A 17,608-nucleotide genomic window follows, 5' to 3' on the forward strand; every position below is an offset into this window, starting at 1 on the left:
CTGCGGGCCGCCCGTTTCATTTTCCGGCGGGCGTGGCCGCGTCCTGCTGCGGTAGTGCCGTTCTCGCATCGCGCTGATAGAAGCCCGGGAACCGGTCGAGCTGCCGCCGCGCGGCCGTGATGTCCGTACCGTCGCCGAGCACCGCGCTCGAAAACCCCGTGCGCTCCATCAGCAGCACCTGGTCGACCAGCACGTCGCCGGTCGCGCGCAGGTCGCCGGCGAAGCCGTAGCGCTTGCGCAGCAGGTACGCCTGGCTGTACGCGCGGCCATCGGTGAACGACGGAAACTGCAGGTCGATGCGCGCAGCCTGTGCGATCTGCGCGGCGAGCGGCGGCAGTTCCTCGTCGTTGCCGATCGTCAGTGTCGCGGCGTCGTGCGGCTGCGTGTCGCCGGTGTGTTCGGCCGGCGTCAGCAGCCGGATGCGTGCGGTCGGGTGTGCTTGCTTCATGCGTGCTCCGCCTGGTGGCGCGCGTCGTTCGCGGCGGTCTTGAAGGGTTCCGCGCCGATGCGGCGCACCGTGTCGATGAATCGTTCGCTGCGGCCGTCCTCATCGATCCGCGCGTCGAGATATGCGTTGACGATCGCCTCGACGACATCGACGATCTCGTCCGCCGAAAACGACGGGCCGATCACCTTGCCCGGCCGCGCGGGGCCGCTCGCGGTCGAGCCGTCCGAACCGCCGAGCGTGACCTGGTACCACTCGGCGCCGTCCTTGTCGACGCCGAGGATGCCGAGGTGGCCGCTGTGATGATGGCCGCACGAGTTGATGCAGCCGCTGATGTGCAGGTCGATGTCGCCGACGTCGTGCAGCGTGTCGAGATCCTGGAAGCGCTCCGCGATCGCATCGGCGATCGGGATCGAGCGTGCATTCGCGAGCGCGCAGAAGTCGCCGCCCGGGCACGCGATCATGTCCGTCAGGAGTCCGACGTTCGCGCTGGCGAGCCCGATCGCACGCGCGTTTTCCCACAGCAGGAACAGGTCGTCGACATGCACCCACGGCAGCACGACGTTCTGCGTGTGCGTGACGCGGGCCTCGCCGGCCGAGAAGCGGTCGGCGAGATCGGCGAGCGCATCGAGCTGGTCGGGCGACGCGTCGCCCGGCGCCTGCAGGCGGCGCTTGAACGACAGCGTGACGATGCGCAGCGCCGGGTCGCGGTGGCCGGCGACATTGCGGGCGAGCCAGCGCGCGAAGGCCGGATGGCGTGCCGCCTGGGCGGACACGCGCAGGTTCGCGTCGCGCAGGCTGGCCGTGCGCGGCTTGAGCCGCGGCGGGACGAACGACGCGGCGACGCGGTCGAACTCGACCTGCGGAATCGTGTGCGGCGCGCCGTCGTGAGCGACGATCTGGCGGAACTCCTCCTCGACGTCGTCGATGTAGCGCTGCCCCTCGGTCTTCACGAGGATCTTGATGCGCGCCTTGTACTTGTTGTCGCGCCGTCCGTAGCGGTTGTACACGCGGACGATCGCCTCGATGTAGTTCATCACGTGTTGCCACGGCAGGAACGCGCGCAGCAGCGTCGCGATCGTCGGCGTGCGGCCCATCCCGCCGCCGACGCTCACGCGGAAACCGAGCGCGCCCGCGTCGTCGCGCACGAGCTTCAGCCCGACGTCGTGCCAGTCGGTGGCCGCACGATCTTCGGCCGCGCCGGTGATCGCGATCTTGAACTTGCGCGGCAGGAACGCGAATTCGGGGTGCAGCGTCGTCCACTGGCGCATCACCTCGGCGAACGGGCGCGGATCGGCGATCTCGTCCGGCGCGACGCCGGCGCGCTCGTCGCACGAGATGTTGCGGATGCAGTTGCCGCTCGTCTGGATGCCGTGCATGTCGACGGTCGCGAGCAGGTCCATCACGTCGGCTGCTTTCGCGAGCGGAATCCAGTTGAACTGCACGTTGGTGCGTGTCGTGAAGTGCGCGCTGCGGGTCGGCAGGCGCAGCGTGCCGAGCAACGCCTGCGCGTCGCATGCGGCGCGGTAGGTGGCGTCGTCGGGCACGTCGTAGTCGCGCGCGATCCGCGCGAGCACGCGTAGCTGCGCGCTCGACAGTTCGCCATACGGCACGGCGACGCGCAGCATCGGCGCGTGGCGCTGCACGTACCAGCCGTTCTGCAGGCGCAGCGGCCGGAACGCGTCTTCGCTCAGCGTGCCGTGCTGCCAGCGTTCGAGCTGATCGCGAAACTGGGCGGCGCGGCTGTGCACGAGCGCCCGGTCGAAAACGGTATATCGATACATGACGTGATACGCGAGAGGCGCCGCGGCGCGAAGCGCGCGGCTTGGGACAGACGTTGCGACGGGTGTCAGGCAACCGGAGACAGCGTAGGGAACGCGGTGCGGCGGGACAAGCAGCAGATCGGGACGAAAAGGGCGCAGCAGATGGCCGGCGTGGCGCCGGCGCGGGGCGGGCATGCTTGCATGCCCGTGGCGGGTGGTTATGCGTCGGCGTCGACGACGCGCGCCGGATCGAGCGCGCGGATGCGCTGGTCGATGAAGTAGCCGCCGCCTTCCTGGTAGCGCAGGAACAGGCGTGCGCACGAGCGGCAGCGATTGACGGTGCAGCGGTTGTACGGGAAATGACGCAGGGCGATCGGCGCGTCGTCCGACGCGTAGTGCGTGCCGCCCGGATGATATTCGGCGTAGGTCGGCTCCGTGTCGCCGGGCGGCGCGAGCGTGGCGACTTCGATCAGTTGCGCGTCCTGCAGCGACAGCGGCAGGGTCGTCCAGCCGGCGAGCGGCGTTTTCGTGCAGGTGCACGATTGCGTGACGTGCGCGGCTTCAGCCGTCAGTTTCAACAGCGCGTCGTGATCGAGGTAGGGCAGTTGACTCATGGGAATTCATGAAGGGCGGCGGGATCAGCACTGTAACCCGCGGGTGGATTGCGTGCAGCACCATGCGCACCGTGCGCGATTCAACCGCCCTTGCGCACCGAAGGCTGCGCGACGAGCTCGCCGAGCACGCGGATCGCGTGCTCGATGTCGCGGCTCCACGGATGGCCGAAGTTCACGCGCACGCAACGCTCGAAGCCGTGCGCGGCCGAAAACAGCGGCCCCGGCGCAAAGCTGATCCCGCGTGCGATCGCCTGGCGATGCAGCTCCATCGCGTCGATCGCGTCGGGAAACGCGAGCCACAGAAAATAGCCGCCTTCGGGCCGTACCCACTCGACGCCGGCCGGCAGCCAGCGCCGCAGCGCGTCGTCCATCCGGTCGAGCTGCGTGTGCAGCGCGCCGCGCAGCTTGCGCAGGTGCCGGTCGTAGCCGCCGTGCTCGAGATAGTTCGCGATGCCGACCTGCGCGGGAATGCTGGCCGACAGCGTCGTCATCAGCTTGAGCCGCTGCACCTTCTCCGCGAACCGGCCGGCGGCGGCCCAGCCGATCCGGTAGCCGGGCGCGAGCGTCTTCGAGAACGAACTGCAGTGCATCACGAGGCCGTGCCGATCGAACGCGCGCGCGGGCAGCGGATAGTCGGGGCCGAAGTGCAGCTCGCCGTACACGTCGTCTTCGATCAGCGGCACTTCGCGCGCGGCGAGCAACTCGACGAGCGCGCGCTTTTTCTCCGCGGACAGCGTGACGCCGGTCGGATTCTGGAAATTGGTCATGAACCAGCACGCGCGGATGTCGTGCCGGTCGAGCGCGTTCGCGAGCGCTTCGAGGTCGAGGCCCGTGCGCGGATCGACGGGAATCTCGACCGCGCGCAGGTCGAGCCGCTCGATCGCCTGCAGCGCCGCATAGAAGCCGGGCGCTTCGACGGCCACGACGTCGCCGGGCCGCGTGACGGCCATCAGGCACAGGTTCAGCGCTTCGAGCGCGCCGTTCGTGACGACGATCTCGTCGATCGGCTGCGAGATGCCCGTCGCGAGATAGCGCCGCGCGATCTGCTGGCGCAGCGCCTCGTTGCCGGGCGGCAGGTCGACGACCGTGCTCCACGGGCTGACGAGCCGCGTGGCCTGCGCGAGCGATTTCGCGAGACGCGGCAGCGGAAACAGTTGCGGCGCCGGGAAGGCGGAGCCGAGCGGCACGATGCCGGGTTGCGTGGCCGCGTCGAGGACGGAGAACACGAGGCTGCTGATGTCGACCTTGCGCGTGGCGCCGGCACGGCTTGCGCGGCGCTTGGCAGCCGGGCTCGCTGCCGGCGTGGCGCCCGGCGCGACGTAGTAGCCCGAACGTTCGCGCGCGCGGATCAGCCCCCACTGCTCGAGCAGGTAGTACGCGCGAAATACCGTCGACTGGCTCACGCCGTGCTGCGCAATGATCTGCCGTAACGACGGCAGGCGCGTGCCGACGGCGAGGTTGCCGTTGCGGATGTCGTCGGCGATCGTGTGGGCGAGGGTTTCGTAGCGTTTCATCGGCGAGGGTGGCGCGCGCCGTCGCCACGCGCGGGCCGGAGCGGCGCCGCGCCGGCGGGCGCGGCTCATTGTCCGATGCGCGGCCCGAAAAGGAAAGCGCAGGCGCGTCGGCCGCGCTTTCCGGTTGGGTCAGGCCGCGTTCGGCTCGACGTTCTGCCGGTTCGCGGCGCCGCGCAGCGGCGGCAACGGCTCGACCTTACCGACGATGAACAGGTACGACAGCGCGCCGACCACGCACAACGCGCCGGCCACCGCGAGCGGCACGACGAACGAGCCCTTCGTGATCGACAGCATCACGCCCGTGAACGTCGTGATGAAGATCCCCGCGAGATTGCCCGCGAAGTTCTGGATGCCGCCGAGCGACGCGACATGCGCGGGCGTCGGTGCGACTTCGCCGACGAGCGTCCACACGTTGGCGCCCGCGAACGACAGGCTCGCATAAGCCAGCGCGAACAGGCCGAGGCAGGCCCACACGTTTTCGACGAACGCCGACAGCGCGATCGACGAAGACAGCAGCATCCCGATCACGAGGCAGGTCTTGCGCGCGGCGGTCGCGCTCCAGCCGCGGCGGAACAGGCTGTCGGACACATAGCCGCCGAGCCAGCCGCCCGGAATCGCGAGCAGCGCGGGCAGCATGCCCCACGTGCCGAGCGACGCGAGCGAGAAGCCGCGCGATTGCAGCAGGTAGCTCGGGAACCACGTGATGAAGAAGTAGATCGCGAAGTTCAGGCAGAACAGGCCGATCATCATCCCCCACACGGTGCGGTAGCGGAACAGGTCCAGCCACGACACCTTCGGGCCGTCGGTTGCGGCCGCAACGGTTGGTGCGCCGCGTTGCGCGAGCAGCGCATCGACCGCATCGGGCGCAATTGCGCGATAGCGTTCCGGGTCGCGATACACGAACCACCACGCCAGTGCCCACACGATGCCGATGCCGCCCGTGATCGCGAACGACCCGCGCCAGCCGACGATCGAGATCAGCCACGCGACGAGCGGCAGCGACAGCGCGGAGCCGACGCGCGAGCCGCTGTCGAAGATGCTGCTCGCGAGCCCGCGTTCGCTGCGCGGGAACCAGTTGAACGCGACCTTCGCGAACGACGGGATCGCGGCCGCTTCGCCGACGCCGAGCATCAGCCGCACGCCGACGAGCTGTGCGAGGCCGCGCGCGGCGCCCGTCGCGACGGTGAACACCGACCACCAGCCGACCGCGAGCGCAAGGCTCACGCGCACGCCGACCTTGTCGATGAACCAGCCGGCCGGCAGTTGCAGGAACGCGTAGGTCCAGAAGAACGCGCTCAGCACGAGCCCCATGCCGACCGCGTCGAGGCCGAGATCGGCGCGGATGCTGGGCGCCGCGATCGCGAGGTTTGCGCGGTCGATGAAGTTGATGACGTTGGCCAGGAAGCACATCAGGATCATGGCCCATCGGATGCGTGGCATGTGGTGTCTCCGCGCGGAATGTCGTGACGGGCGGCCGGCGATCCGCTGCGCCGGCCGTCTCGATGGGCGGGTTATCGGGTGGTGTGCGACGGCGTGCGGTCGAACTTCGCGAGCGCTTCCCACAGGCCGTTCAGGTAGACCGCGCCGAGCGCGCGGTCGTAGAGGCCGTAACCGGGCTTGCCCGTCTCGCCCCAGATCATGCGGCCGTGGTCGGGGCGCACGTAGCCGGTGAAGCCGGTGTCGTGGTACGCCTTCACGATCGCGGCGATGTCGAGCGAACCGCAGCTCGACAGATGCGCGGTTTCCTCGAAGTCGCCGTTCGCGTCGACCTTCACGTTGCGGATGTGCGCGAAGTGGATACGGCCCATCGCGCCGAATTCGCGCACGAGTGCCTCGACATCGTTCTGCGGGCCCGCGCCGAGCGAGCCCGAGCACAGCGTCAGCCCGTTCGCGGGCGTGTCGACGATGCGCAGGATCCGCGCGAGATCGTCGCGGTTCTTCACGATGCGCGGCAGCCCGAAGATCGGGCGCGGCGGATCGTCGGGGTGGATCGCCATCTTCACGCCGGCTTCCTCGGCGACGGGGATGATCGCCTTCAGGAAGTATTCGAGGTTCGCCCACAGCGCCGCCTCGTCGACGTCGCGATACTCGGCGAGCAGTGCCTTCAACTGGTCGGGCTGGTAGCTCGAATCCCAGCCCGGCAGCGCGATGCCGTCGTCCGGATCGATCCGGTCGACCGCGTCGGTGCTGAACGCGAGGCAGGTCGAGCCGTCGTCGAGCGTCTTCGACAGTTCGGTGCGCGTCCAGTCGAACACGGGCATGAAGTTGTAGCAGATCACGCGCACGCCGGCCGCGCCGAGATGACGAATCGTCTGACGGTAGTGGTCGATCAGGCGGTCGCGGCCCGGCTTGCCGAGCTTGATGTCCTCGTGGACGGGCACCGATTCGACGACTTCGAACTGCAGGCCGGCGCGCTCGATCGTCGCCTTCAGCGCATCGATCTTGTGCGCGGGCCAGACTTCGCCCACCGGTTCGTCGTAAATGGCGGACACGATATGCGTGACGCCCGGGATCTGGCGGATGTATTGCAGCGAGACCGGATCGGACTCGCCGTACCAACGGAATGACATCTTCACTGGAGCGGCTCCTGGCTGGCGGTTGTTGCATCGGGCGGACGGGCGACAGCGGCCGGCCCGTCTCCGGTGTGCGGATTATGATTGGTATGCCAGTTGTGCGGGATAGTGGTTTACCAGTCGTCGGGTTCGGAACCGGCTGGCATGGCACTGCAGTCAGGACCCCGGCACATCGACCAACACGCCGAACCGGATGCGGGCCAGAATTGGTGTACCATTTTGGCGATCCGGTGCCGCGACGGCGCCGGCCAGCCCGTTGCGAGCCTTTCGATGACCGATCTTTCCAGCCTGCCCGCCAGCCGCGACACCGATGCCGCGGACCGATCCTATATCGGCCTGGCGCGTCAGATTCACGCGATGGTGGCCGCCGGCGCGTTCGAGGCCGGCGCGCGGCTGCCGTCCGAGCGCAGCCTGGCCGACCAGTTCGGCGTGAGCCGCACGCAGGTGCGCGAGGCGATCATTGCGCTCGAAGTGCAGGGGATCGTCGAGGTGCGGATCGGTTCGGGTATCTATGTGTCCGCGGCCGATGCCGCGCGGCCGGTGACGTTCGAGGTGCCGCGCGGCCCGGGGCCGATCGAGACGCTGCGCGCACGCGGGCTGATCGAGGCGGAAGTCGCGGCGCTCGCGGCGACCGAACGCAAGGATGCGGATCTCGACCGGCTGTTCTTCTCGTTGACGACGATGCGCGAGCAGATGGACGACAAGGCCGCCTACGACGCGGCCGATCGCCAGTTCCACCTGCGTATCGCGGAATCGACCGGCAACACGGTGCTGCTGCACATGGTCACGGCGATGTGGGATTGCGCGCGCAGCGATCCGCTGTGGGACAAGATCGAGGAGCATTTTCACTCGACCGCGCTGCGCGAGGCGTCGCAGGACGATCACCAGCGGATCTTCGCGGCGATCATGGCGCGCGACGCGGCTGCCGCACGCGATGCGATGGCTGCGCACCTGTCGCGCGTGATCGCGGAATTCACTCAGGCGTGGCGCTGACGCGCCGGTTGCTGGCCGCCGGCCGCCGCTAGACCACCTTCAAATCCCTTCGAACAACCCGACATGCTGGTCGTACGCGCGCTGCTGCCGTGCGTACGCATCGTCGAGATGCTCGTGCAGTGCGCGCTCGGCCGCATCGGGGTCGTGCCGCTCGAGCGCGTCGAGCACTTTCTGGTGCTGCGCAAGCGTGACCTCGCCGACGATCGGATCGCGGACGGTGACGTGCCGCACACGGTCGATCGGCGCGCGCACGATCTCGACGAGCTGCTGCACGCGCGGTAGCCGCGCGGCCGCGCTGACGGTGGCATGAAACGCGTTGTCGCACGCGATCGCCGCGACCGCGTTGCCGCGTTCGATCGCGCGCCGGTGCGCATCCTGGATGTCGTGGAGCTGTTCGAGCTCGCGCGCGCTGATGACTTCGGCCGCGCGGCGGATCGCGGCCGTCTCCAGCACCTTGCGGATCAGCGCGCTCTCGACGAACTGCTCGCGCTTCACGGGCGCGACGAAGGTACCCGATTGCGCGGCGATCAGCACGAGCTCCTCGCGTGCGAGCTGCAGCAGCGCCTCGCGCACGGGCGTGCGCGACACGCCGAGCGCCTCCGCGATGGCGCGCTCGTAGATGACGTCGTTCGGAAGCAGCGTCATCGTCACGATCGCGTCGCGCAACAGCGCGTGAATCTGCACGGACAGGGCCTGCGAGCGGTCCAGTGTGAAATCGGCGGGGATCAGGCGGGCGATGAAGGTGTCCTGGGTGGTGCGTTCTGACTTCATGAATTGGCTAGAGGGTGGCAGGCGGGCCGGCATGCATCGATGGATGCCGGTCGACCAATATATTAATGCGCAACTCGATATCGGCGGCTCGGCGGGGATCGTCGGTCGACCGATTCCCGGGTTTACCCCCGTATCGACACCGGGAGGCATCTCTATAATTGCCAACTAATATATTAGTTGGCCGACGCTTCGAAGAAGGCGCGACCGGCGACTCATCCCCACAGGAGACACGTATGCACCTCGAAGACTCAGCAGGCCCCCGCCCGACGGCCCGGGCCTCGACCGCCGCGCCGACCGCCGTGCGCTGGCGGATTTTCTGGCTGCTGTTGTTGCTGTCGTCGATCAACTACATCGACCGCGCGTCGCTGTCCGTCGCGCTGCCGATCATCTCGACCGAATTCAGTCTGTCGCCCGCGATGGAAGGGGTGCTGCTCAGCGCATTCTTCTGGACGTATGCACTGATGCAGATTCCGAGCGGGCTGCTGGTCGACCGCTACAAGGCGCGCACCATCGTCGGCCTCGCGACGATCGGCTGGGGCGCCTGCCAGGCCGTCGCGGCCGTGTGCTTCAGCTGGGTGCCGCTGCTGCTGACGCGGCTCGGACTCGGCATCGCCGAATCGCCGATCATGCCCGCCGGCGCGAAGCTCGCGGGTTCATGGCTCACGCCGGCCGAGCGCGGCCGCGGCGCCGCGCTGCTCGACGGCGGGGCACCGCTCGGCTCGGCGTGCGGCGCGATCATCATCACGGCGCTGATCGCGGGCCTCGGCTCGTGGCGGCTCGCGTTCGTCGTCGCGGGGGCGGGCACGATCGTGGTCGGCATCTTCGCGTGGTGGTACATCCGCAACCATCCGTCCGAGCATGCCGGCGTGAACGCGGCCGAGCTCGAGCACGTGACCGTGCATGCGGCCGCGGCCCGCGCCGGCGAGCCGAAGGCGAGCGTGCCGTTTCGCGAGCTGTTGCGCGACCGTTCCGTGCTGTTCATGTTCGCGAGCTGGGCCTGCTACAACAGCGTGTTCTACGGGCTGATGACGTGGATGCCCAGCTACCTGCACAAGGCGCACGGCTTCGACCTCAAGCAGATGGGCGGCGCGACTTTCATCATCTTCATGTGCGGCTTCATCGGCGAGCTGTTCGGCGGCTGGCTGGCCGACAAGTGGCGCGCGGCCGGCGGCGCGCCGAACCGCGTGATGCGCGTGATGTTCTCGGTCGCGGGCCTCGCGTCTGCCGCGGCGATCCTCGCGGTGAGCTTCGCGACGGGGCTCGTCAGCGTCGTCGTGCTGCTGTCGATCGCGTTGTTCTTCATCCGCTGGTGCGGGATGTTCTGGGGCGTGCCCGCGACGCTCGGCGGCCAGTCCCGTGCGGGCCTGCTCGCGGGCGCGATGAACTTCGGCGGCAACATCGTCGGCGTCATCGTGCCGATCCTGATCGGCCTCATCGTGCAGTTCACCGGCACCTATTTCCTTGCGCTGATGTTTTTCGTCGTCGCGGCGTTCGGCCTGGCCGTCTGCGCGAGCCTCATCGATTACCGCGACCGGGGCCTCGACTGAAGCCCGTCGCCCGATTCAACCGGAACCGAATCATGTCGTCATTTCCCACCGAAACCCGTCAGGCGCCGGCCGCGTCGCGCGCACGCACGATCCGGCTCGATCCCGCCGACGACGTCGTCATCGCCGTCGAGCAGCTCGTCAGCGGCACGCGCCTCGATGACGAAGGCGTGAGCGTCGCGGGGCTGATCCCGCCCGGTCACAAGGTCGCGACGCGCGCGATCGACGCCGGCGCGCCCGTGCGCCGCTACGGCCAGATCATCGGCTTCGCGAGCCAGCCGATCCGGCCCGGCCAGCACGTCCACACGCACAACCTCGACATGGGGGAGTTCGCGCGCGATTACGCGTTCGGCGAAGGCACGCGCGACACCGCGTTCGTGCCCGACGCGCAGCGCGCGACGTTCGACGGCATCGTGCGCGCCGACGGCCGGGTGGCGACGCGCAACTACATCGGCATCCTGACGTCGGTGAATTGCTCGGCGACGGTCGCGCGCGCCATCGCCGATCATTTCCGCCGCGACATCCACCCCGACGCGCTTGCCGCGTATCCGAACGTCGACGGCGTGGTGGCATTGACGCACGGCGTCGGCTGCGCGGTCGATCCCGACGGCGATGCGCTCGCGATCCTGCAGCGCACGCTCGGCGGCTATGCGTGCCATCCGAATTTCGCGGCGGTGCTGGTGATCGGGCTGGGTTGCGAAACCAACCAGATTCCGCGCCTGCTCGAAACCCAGGGGCTGACGGAGCACGCGCGACTGCGCACGTTCACGATCCAGGACAGCGGCGGCACGCGCAAGACGATCGAGAAGGGCATCGCGCTCGTCGAGTCGATGCTGGCCGCCGCGAACGACGTGCGGCGCGAGCCCGTCGACGCGAGCCACCTGACGGTCGGCCTGCAATGCGGCGGCTCCGACGGCTATTCGGGCATCACCGCGAACCCTGTGCTCGGCGCGGCGGTCGACCTGCTGGTGAAGCACGGCGGTACCGCGATCCTGTCCGAAACGCCGGAGATCTACGGCGCCGAGCATTTGCTCACGCGTCGCGCAGTGTCGCGCGACGTGGGCGAGAAGCTGGTCGAGCGCATCCGCTGGTGGGAGGACTATTGCGCGCGCCATCACGCGGCGATGAACAACAACCCGTCGGCCGGCAACAAGGCAGGCGGCCTCACGACCGTCCTGGAGAAATCGCTCGGCGGTATCGCGAAGGCCGGCAGCACGAATCTCGTCGACGTCTACGAATACGCGATGCCGGTTCGCTCGAAAGGGCTGGTGTTCATGGATACGCCAGGCTACGACCCGATCTCCGCGACCGGGCAGGTCGCGGGCGGCGCGAACCTGATCTGCTTCACGACGGGGCGCGGCTCCGCATATGGCTGCGCACCGACGCCGTCGCTGAAGCTGGCGACCAACAGTGCGCTGTGGCGGCGGCAGGCCGACGACATCGACCTGAACTGCGGCGACGTGCTCGACGGCGGTGTGCGCATCGATGCGCTCGGCGCGACGCTGTTTCGGATGATGCTCGACGCGGCGTCCGGCCGTCCGACGCGCAGCGAGCTGCATGGCTACGGGCAGAACGAATTCGTGCCGTGGCAGATCGGCGCGATTACCTGATTTGAATTCCCTGCGGCAAGGAGTGCCATTGATGCAATCGAACGTTTCAACCACGCGCTATCGGGGCGTGTTTCCCGTCGTACCGACGATCTTCACCGACGATGGCCGTCTCGACCTCGACGGGCAACGCCTCTGCGTCGACTTCATGATCGATGCGGGATCGAACGGCCTGTGCGTGCTCGCGAACTTCTCCGAACAGTTTTCGCTGGCCGACGACGAGCGAGACGCGGTGATGCACTGCGTGCTCGAGCACGTGGCCGGTCGCGTGCCGGTGATCGTCACCACGTCGCATTTCGGCACGACCGTGTGCGCGCAGCGCAGCCGCCGTGCGCAGGACGCGGGCGCCGCGATGGTGATGGTGATGCCGCCGTATCACGGCGCGACGTTTCGCGCGGGCGAGGCGGCGATCGTCGAGTTCTTCCGCAGCGTCTCCGATGCGATCGACATCCCGATCATGATCCAGGATGCGCCGGCGAGCGGCACGCATCTGCCGGCCGCGCTGCTCGCGCGGATGGCGATCGAGATTCCGAACGTGTCGTACTTCAAGATCGAGGTGCCGCAGGCGGCCGCGAAGCTGCGCGAGTTGATCCGGCTCGGCGGCGACGCGATCGTCGGGCCGTGGGACGGCGAAGAGGCGATCACGCTGATGGCCGATCTCGAAGCGGGCGCGACGGGCGCCATGACGGGCGGTGCGTATCCGGACGGGATCCGCCGGATCGTCGACGCGTGGGCTGCCGGCCGTGCGGACGAAGCCGAGCGCGAGTACGCGCACTGGCTGCCGCTGATCAATCACGAGAACCGCCAGGGCGGCATCGCGACCGCGAAGGCGCTGATGAAGGCCGGCGGCGTGATCGCGTCGGACGCCGTGCGTCATCCGCTGCCGACGATGCACCCCGACACGCGAGCGAGCCTGCTGCGGATCGCCCGCTCGCTCGATCCGCTCGTACTGCGCTGGGGCCGCTGAGCGCGGCGCGCGACGGCACGATTCGACGCTTTCACGATGCAACGATATTCAATGATGTTCAACGAGGACGATTCATGCAGATTTCTGGCGCTTCCCTGATCGGTCGGCGCAGTGTGGTCGGCGCCGCGGGATTCCAGGCGATCGACCCGGCAACCGGCGCGGCGCTCGCCCCCGTGTTCGGCCGCGCGTCGGCGCAAGACGTCGACGCGGCCTGCGCGCTGGCCGCACAGGCATTCGATGCGTATCGACATACGTCGCTGCACGCGCGCGCGGCGTTGCTCGACACGATCGCCGAGGGGCTGCTCGCGCTCGACGATTTACTGATCGAGCGCTGCGTCGCGGAAAGCGGTCTGCCGCGCGCGCGCATCGAAGGCGAGCGCGCACGCACCGTCGCGCAGCTTCGAATGTTCGCGCAGGTCGTGCGGGCGGGCGATTTCCTCGGCGTGCGCATCGATCCCGCGCAGCCGGCGCGTCAGCCGCTGCCGCGCGTCGACCTGCGCATGCAGCACGTCGCGCTGGGCCCGGTCGCCGTGTTCGGTGCGAGCAATTTCCCGCTGGCGTTCTCGGTCGCTGGCGGCGACACGGTGTCGGCGCTGGCGGCCGGCTGCCCGGTGATCGTGAAGGCGCATCCCGCGCATCCGGGCACGTCGGCACTCGTCGGCCGTGCGATTCGGGATGCCGTGGACGCATGTGCGATGCCGGATGGCACGTTCTCGCTGCTGTTCGACGACGGTTACGACGTGGGTGCCGCGCTCGTGCGCGATCCGCGCATCCAGGCGGTGGGCTTCACGGGCTCGCGCCACGGCGGCGTCGCGCTGATGGCGCTCGCGGCTGCGCGACCGCAGCCGATACCCGTCTACGCGGAGATGAGCAGCGTGAATCCGGTGCTGCTGTTTGCGCATGCACTCGACGCGCGCGCGGAGGCGATCGGCCGCGCATTCGCGGCGGCGCTGACGCTCGGCGTCGGTCAGTTCTGCACGAATCCGGGGCTGATTCTCGGCGTCGACGGCCCCGCGCTGCGACGCTTCGAGGCTGCGGCCGCCGCCGCGCTGACCGATCTGCCCGCGGCCGCGATGCTCACGCCCGGCATTCACCGCGCGTACGACGAGGCGGTCGCGCGGCTGGGCGCGCAGGCCGGTGTCGAACTGCTTGCGCGCGGCGCGGCGGCCGGTGACGGAATCCGTCATGCGGGCCGCGCCGCGCTGTTCGCCACGCAGGCCGACCGGTTCGCTCGTCAGCCCGAGTTGCACGACGAAGTGTTCGGCCCCGCCTCGCTCGTCGTGCGCTGCCCGGATCTCGACACGATGCATGCGCTCGTCGAGCGGCTCGACGGGCAGCTCACGATGGCGTTGCATGTCGACGACGGCGATCACGCTGCGGCGCGCGCCTTCATGCCGCTGCTCGAGCGGCGCGCGGGGCGCATTCTCGTGAACGGCTTCGGCACGGGCGTCGAGGTCGGGCATGCGATGGTGCACGGCGGTCCGTATCCGGCGACGTCGGACGGACGCTCGACGTCGGTGGGCAGCCTCGCGATCGGTCGCTTCCTGCGCCCGGTCTGCTATCAGGACGTGCCCGACGCGCTGCTGCCCGATGCGCTGCGCGACGCGAATCCGCAGGGCGTGCCGCGCACCATCGACGGGCATCGCGACGCGCAGGCGTGATGGGGCCGTTCCCGAACGGGCGACGCGGTGATGGCGTACTTTCGACTGATGAATGGCCGCTTGCCCGACGGGCTTTGATGCACGTGCAATGACGCCGGTGAGGCCGCGCCGGCACCGCCGTATACGGCTTCTTCCGATTGCGCGACCGTAGGTTTTATGGTCTTGTTGCGGGATATCGCATCGACTCGAAAAAGGACAGTCGAATGCAGCCGGGCGATTCACACGGGGACCGATTGATCAGGGGAATCGGCGCACGTACGCGCGTACGTATCGCCGTGTTCGGGCTGCTCATCATTTTGACGGCGGGCTTGGTTGCCGCCGCGCTTGCGGCGTTCGCCGCCCCTCCCGAAGCCGTCAACGACAACGTGCTGCGCGTGCTTGCATGGCCGGGCTATGCGGACAGCGACGTCGTCAGTGCGTTCGAGGCGCAATTTCACGTACGCGTCGAAGTGACGTTCGTCGATTCCGACGAGGCACTGTGGACGCGGATGCACAGCGCCGCGCCACCGCCGTACGACGTGCTGGCCGCGAACACGGCCGAGATCCAGCGCTACGCGCACGAACGTCTGCTCGCGCCGATCGACCTGTCGCGCATCCCGAACCGGCGGCGGCAGTTGCCGAACTTCCAGCAACTCGCGACGATCGGCGGGCTCGTGGAAGAGGGCGCCACGTACGCGATCCCGTTCACGTATTCGTCGATGGGGCTGATCTACGACCGCAAGCAGGTGCCGGTTGCGCCGCACTCGATGCGGGAATTGTGGAATCCTCGCTATCGCGGCAAGGTGCTCGACTTCAACAGTGCGCAGCACAATTTTTCGTTCACGGCGCTGGCGCTCGGCTATTCCGATCCGTTTCGCCTGTCGCCCGCGCAGACGCTCGTGGTCGCGCACAAGCTGATCGACCTGCGTCGCAACCTGCTGACGTACTACACGCTTCCTGAAGAGGCGACCGCGCTGTTCGTCCAGCATCGCGCGGCGCTGATGTTCGGCAATTACGGCACGCAGCAGGTCGAACTGCTCAGGCGCGCCGGCGCGGACGTCGGCTACGTGATCCCGGACGAAGGCGCGCTCGCATGGCTCGACTGCTGGGCCGTCACGCGCGGCGCGCAGCATCCCGAGCTCGCGTTCGCGTGGATCAACTACATGCTCGAACCGGCGATCGGCGCGCTGCTGACCGAACGCCAGGGTCTCGCGAACACGCTTGCGCCGCCGCCGGGCCTCGACACCGGGCACCAGCATCTCGTCTGGCTCCAGCCCGTCGAGGACATCGCGCGACGCGAATCGTTGTGGAGCCGCATCGTGTCGGGCGACCGTCCGGAGCGATTCGAAAAATGATCCGGCTCGGGCTCACGTCGAAACTTTCGGTGCTGTTCGCATGCATCGGCGTGATCGCGTCCGGCGCGACCGGCTATTACACGTATCGCGCGAACCGCGCGATGCTCGTGCAGGAAGCGCAGCACAGTCTGCTGATGTCGACGCAGCTGCTCGGGCAGCGCTTTACCACTGCGCTGTCCGACGTTGCGGACGATGCGCTCGTGCTCGCGCAGTTGCCGTCGTGCGCGCTGGTCTCGGACGGCGACAACCGGGATGGCGCGCCACGCACACGGCTCGAGCAGGTGTTCTACAGCTTCATGAGAAACCACCCCGAATACCTGCAGATCCGGCTGATCGCGCGCGGGGATTTCGGGCTCGAACGCATCCGCGTCGATCGTGACGCGCACGGCATCGTCGTGCTGCCGGACAGCGTGTTCCAGGAGAAAGGACAGTTTTCCTACGTATTCGATACGCTCGCGACGGCGCCCGGCCATATCTACCTGTCGCCGATCGTGATCAACCACGAGACGGGGTCGCACGCAGCCGAAGGGCTGCCGATCCTGCGCGTGGGCACGCCGGTGGTCGACACGTCGGGCCAGACGGTTGGCGCGCTGGTCGTCGACGTCGAGCTGTCGCGCGTGTTCGACCGGCTCGAGCGCGATCTGCCAGAAGACTATGGGGTGTATCTCGCGAACGAGTGGGGCGATTTCCTCGTGCATCCCGATCCGTCGCAGACGTTCGGCTTCGATCGCGGCCGGCGCGTGCTGATGCAGGACCGCTTCGCCGTTACGCGCGCGCTGTTCGACAGTACGCGCGTCAACGCTACGGTCAATGGCCTTGCCAATCCGGCCGAGGCACCGGGGCAGATGTTCGCCTTCGCGCGCACGCCGTTCGGGCACGACGAGGGCAACCGCTTCGTCGTGCTCGGGATGGCGCGCCCGCTGGGGGACGTGCTGGCGCCGGCCGGCATGCTTGGTGAACGGATCGTCCGGATGGTGCTCGTGTCGAGCTTGTTCGCGGTGATCCTCGCGATCCTGTTCGCGCGTGCGATCACGCGGCCGCTGCAGACGCTCGCGCGTGCCGCGACGCACGTGTTCGACGATCCGGCCGCCGAGCAGCTGCCGGTCGGGCGCGCCGACGAGATCGGCGTGCTCGCGCGCTGTTTCGACAGCATGCGCGTCGAGATCCGCACGCAGGTCGCAATGCTGCGCGCGAAGCAGCTGGAGCTCACGCACCTCGCGGGCCACGATGCGCTGACCGCGCTGCCGAACCGCCTGCTGTTCATGGAGCACCTCGACGCCGCGATCCGGCGCGCGGCCGCGATGCACGAAGGGCTGGCCGTGATGTTCGTCGATCTCGACCGCTTCAAGCAGATCAACGACCAGCATGGGCACTCGGCGGGCGACCGCGCGCTCGTCGCGGTCGCCAAGCGGCTGAGCCTCGTGCTGCGCGGCGGCGACATGGTCGCGCGGCTCGGCGGCGACGAATTCATCGTGTTGATTTCGGACGTGCGTTCACCGGCGGTGATCGGCGACGTCGCGTCGCGCATCCAGCTCGTGATGGCCGAGGAACTGGAATTCGGCGACCGGCGTATGGCCGTCGGCGCGAGCATCGGCGTCAGCGAGTTTCCGGCCGACGGCGCGTCGGCCGAGGAACTGCTCGTCAAGGCCGACGCCGCGATGTACGCGGCGAAGGCGTCCGCGCAGCGCGCGTTCGTGCGCTATCAGGAACTGGTCGGCAGCGGGAGCGGCACCGGCAGCGGGACGGACGAAGCGGCCGGCCGGGTCGCGTCGGGCGGCAGCCGGTGACCGCCGGCCGCTGATACGCGCGATGCAAACGCGAC

Annotated in this window: 14 protein-coding genes; 7 read left to right on the plus strand and 7 right to left on the minus strand. The window is 68.6% G+C overall.

All coding sequences use genetic code 11. The features are described from left to right. Nucleotides 1–16: 16 nt before the first annotated feature. The 6 genes from ACN8ZM_RS33860 to uxuA all read right to left on the minus strand — a co-directional run bounded on the left by ACN8ZM_RS33860 (nucleotide 17) and on the right by uxuA (nucleotide 6,912). Nucleotides 17–448, minus strand: a complete 432-nt coding sequence (locus ACN8ZM_RS33860; protein ID WP_089452773.1) for a DUF934 domain-containing protein — start codon at nucleotides 446–448, stop codon at nucleotides 17–19. Further along, on the minus strand, nucleotides 445–2,229 hold the full coding sequence (locus ACN8ZM_RS33865; RefSeq protein WP_420213177.1) for a nitrite/sulfite reductase: 1,785 nt from the start codon (nucleotides 2,227–2,229) through the stop codon (nucleotides 445–447). The genes ACN8ZM_RS33860 and ACN8ZM_RS33865 overlap by 4 nt, the downstream gene beginning before the upstream one ends. Before the next feature lie 197 nt (nucleotides 2,230–2,426). Beyond that, entirely contained in the window at nucleotides 2,427–2,822 is a 396-nt protein-coding gene (locus tag ACN8ZM_RS33870) for a hypothetical protein (RefSeq protein ID WP_089452775.1), read from the minus strand. A gap of 80 nt (nucleotides 2,823–2,902) precedes the next feature. After that, the gene (locus ACN8ZM_RS33875; RefSeq protein ID WP_175025153.1) at nucleotides 2,903–4,336 is read right to left on the minus strand and encodes a PLP-dependent aminotransferase family protein; all 1,434 of its coding nucleotides are present in this window, start codon (nucleotides 4,334–4,336) and stop codon (nucleotides 2,903–2,905) included. Nucleotides 4,337–4,465: 129 nt separating this feature from the next. Continuing rightward, on the minus strand, nucleotides 4,466–5,776 hold the full coding sequence (locus ACN8ZM_RS33880) for an MFS transporter (RefSeq protein WP_043191046.1): 1,311 nt from the start codon (nucleotides 5,774–5,776) through the stop codon (nucleotides 4,466–4,468). A 71-nt stretch (nucleotides 5,777–5,847) separates the two neighbouring features. Then, on the minus strand, nucleotides 5,848–6,912 hold the full coding sequence (uxuA, locus tag ACN8ZM_RS33885; protein WP_179258800.1) for a mannonate dehydratase: 1,065 nt from the start codon (nucleotides 6,910–6,912) through the stop codon (nucleotides 5,848–5,850). A gap of 267 nt (nucleotides 6,913–7,179) precedes the next feature. Between uxuA and ACN8ZM_RS33890 the strand changes: the two genes are divergently transcribed. After that, nucleotides 7,180–7,902 carry a FadR/GntR family transcriptional regulator gene (locus ACN8ZM_RS33890; RefSeq protein WP_043191108.1) on the plus strand — a complete coding sequence of 241 codons (723 nt, stop codon included), beginning with the start codon at nucleotides 7,180–7,182 and terminating at the stop codon, nucleotides 7,900–7,902. Between the two features lie 39 nt (nucleotides 7,903–7,941). Here ACN8ZM_RS33890 and ACN8ZM_RS33895 read toward each other — a convergent pair whose 3' ends face one another. Beyond that, a complete protein-coding gene (locus ACN8ZM_RS33895; protein WP_051890403.1) occupies nucleotides 7,942–8,673 on the minus strand; it encodes a GntR family transcriptional regulator in 732 nt (243 codons plus the stop codon). A gap of 233 nt (nucleotides 8,674–8,906) precedes the next feature. On the opposite strand from ACN8ZM_RS33895, the gene ACN8ZM_RS33900 reads away from it, so the two are divergent. From ACN8ZM_RS33900 to ACN8ZM_RS33925, 6 genes are all read left to right on the plus strand, one after another. After that, complete coding sequence (locus ACN8ZM_RS33900) at nucleotides 8,907–10,220, plus strand: MFS transporter (protein WP_089452778.1); 1,314 nt, start codon at nucleotides 8,907–8,909, stop codon at nucleotides 10,218–10,220. Between the two features lie 32 nt (nucleotides 10,221–10,252). Further along, nucleotides 10,253–11,827: a UxaA family hydrolase gene (locus ACN8ZM_RS33905; RefSeq protein WP_420213178.1), complete on the plus strand. Its 1,575-nt coding sequence runs from the start codon at nucleotides 10,253–10,255 to the stop codon at nucleotides 11,825–11,827. Between the two features lie 31 nt (nucleotides 11,828–11,858). Next, the gene (locus tag ACN8ZM_RS33910) at nucleotides 11,859–12,791 is read left to right on the plus strand and encodes a dihydrodipicolinate synthase family protein (protein WP_420213179.1); all 933 of its coding nucleotides are present in this window, start codon (nucleotides 11,859–11,861) and stop codon (nucleotides 12,789–12,791) included. Nucleotides 12,792–12,865: 74 nt separating this feature from the next. Continuing rightward, the gene (locus ACN8ZM_RS33915; RefSeq protein ID WP_420213180.1) at nucleotides 12,866–14,452 is read left to right on the plus strand and encodes an aldehyde dehydrogenase (NADP(+)); all 1,587 of its coding nucleotides are present in this window, start codon (nucleotides 12,866–12,868) and stop codon (nucleotides 14,450–14,452) included. Between the two features lie 203 nt (nucleotides 14,453–14,655). Continuing rightward, complete coding sequence (locus ACN8ZM_RS33920; RefSeq protein ID WP_043191034.1) at nucleotides 14,656–15,786, plus strand: extracellular solute-binding protein; 1,131 nt, start codon at nucleotides 14,656–14,658, stop codon at nucleotides 15,784–15,786. Continuing rightward, entirely contained in the window at nucleotides 15,783–17,573 is a 1,791-nt protein-coding gene (locus ACN8ZM_RS33925; protein ID WP_420213181.1) for a diguanylate cyclase domain-containing protein, read from the plus strand. Before ACN8ZM_RS33920 ends, ACN8ZM_RS33925 begins: the two co-directional genes overlap by 4 nt. The last annotated feature ends 35 nt before the right edge of the window (nucleotides 17,574–17,608 follow it).

The sequence above is a fragment of the Burkholderia aenigmatica genome, assembly GCF_048627025.1.
GTDB lineage: Bacteria > Pseudomonadota > Gammaproteobacteria > Burkholderiales > Burkholderiaceae > Burkholderia > Burkholderia aenigmatica.

What these genes read in the sequence shown, in the direction of transcription:
- ACN8ZM_RS33905 (WP_420213178.1), top strand. Translation starts at nt 10,253, where the DNA reads ATGTCGTCATTTCCCACCGAAACCCGTCAGGCGCCGGCCGCGTCGCGC.
- ACN8ZM_RS33900 (WP_089452778.1), top strand. Translation starts at nt 8,907, where the DNA reads ATGCACCTCGAAGACTCAGCAGGCCCCCGCCCGACGGCCCGGGCCTCG.
- ACN8ZM_RS33880 (WP_043191046.1), bottom strand. Translation starts at nt 5,776, where the DNA reads ATGCCACGCATCCGATGGGCCATGATCCTGATGTGCTTCCTGGCCAAC.
- ACN8ZM_RS33910 (WP_420213179.1), top strand. Translation starts at nt 11,859, where the DNA reads ATGCAATCGAACGTTTCAACCACGCGCTATCGGGGCGTGTTTCCCGTC.
- ACN8ZM_RS33870 (WP_089452775.1), bottom strand. Translation starts at nt 2,822, where the DNA reads ATGAGTCAACTGCCCTACCTCGATCACGACGCGCTGTTGAAACTGACG.
- ACN8ZM_RS33860 (WP_089452773.1), bottom strand. Translation starts at nt 448, where the DNA reads ATGAAGCAAGCACACCCGACCGCACGCATCCGGCTGCTGACGCCGGCC.
- ACN8ZM_RS33920 (WP_043191034.1), top strand. Translation starts at nt 14,656, where the DNA reads ATGCAGCCGGGCGATTCACACGGGGACCGATTGATCAGGGGAATCGGC.
- ACN8ZM_RS33925 (WP_420213181.1), top strand. Translation starts at nt 15,783, where the DNA reads ATGATCCGGCTCGGGCTCACGTCGAAACTTTCGGTGCTGTTCGCATGC.
- ACN8ZM_RS33890 (WP_043191108.1), top strand. Translation starts at nt 7,180, where the DNA reads ATGACCGATCTTTCCAGCCTGCCCGCCAGCCGCGACACCGATGCCGCG.
- ACN8ZM_RS33895 (WP_051890403.1), bottom strand. Translation starts at nt 8,673, where the DNA reads ATGAAGTCAGAACGCACCACCCAGGACACCTTCATCGCCCGCCTGATC.
- ACN8ZM_RS33865 (WP_420213177.1), bottom strand. Translation starts at nt 2,229, where the DNA reads ATGTATCGATATACCGTTTTCGACCGGGCGCTCGTGCACAGCCGCGCC.
- ACN8ZM_RS33915 (WP_420213180.1), top strand. Translation starts at nt 12,866, where the DNA reads ATGCAGATTTCTGGCGCTTCCCTGATCGGTCGGCGCAGTGTGGTCGGC.
- ACN8ZM_RS33875 (WP_175025153.1), bottom strand. Translation starts at nt 4,336, where the DNA reads ATGAAACGCTACGAAACCCTCGCCCACACGATCGCCGACGACATCCGC.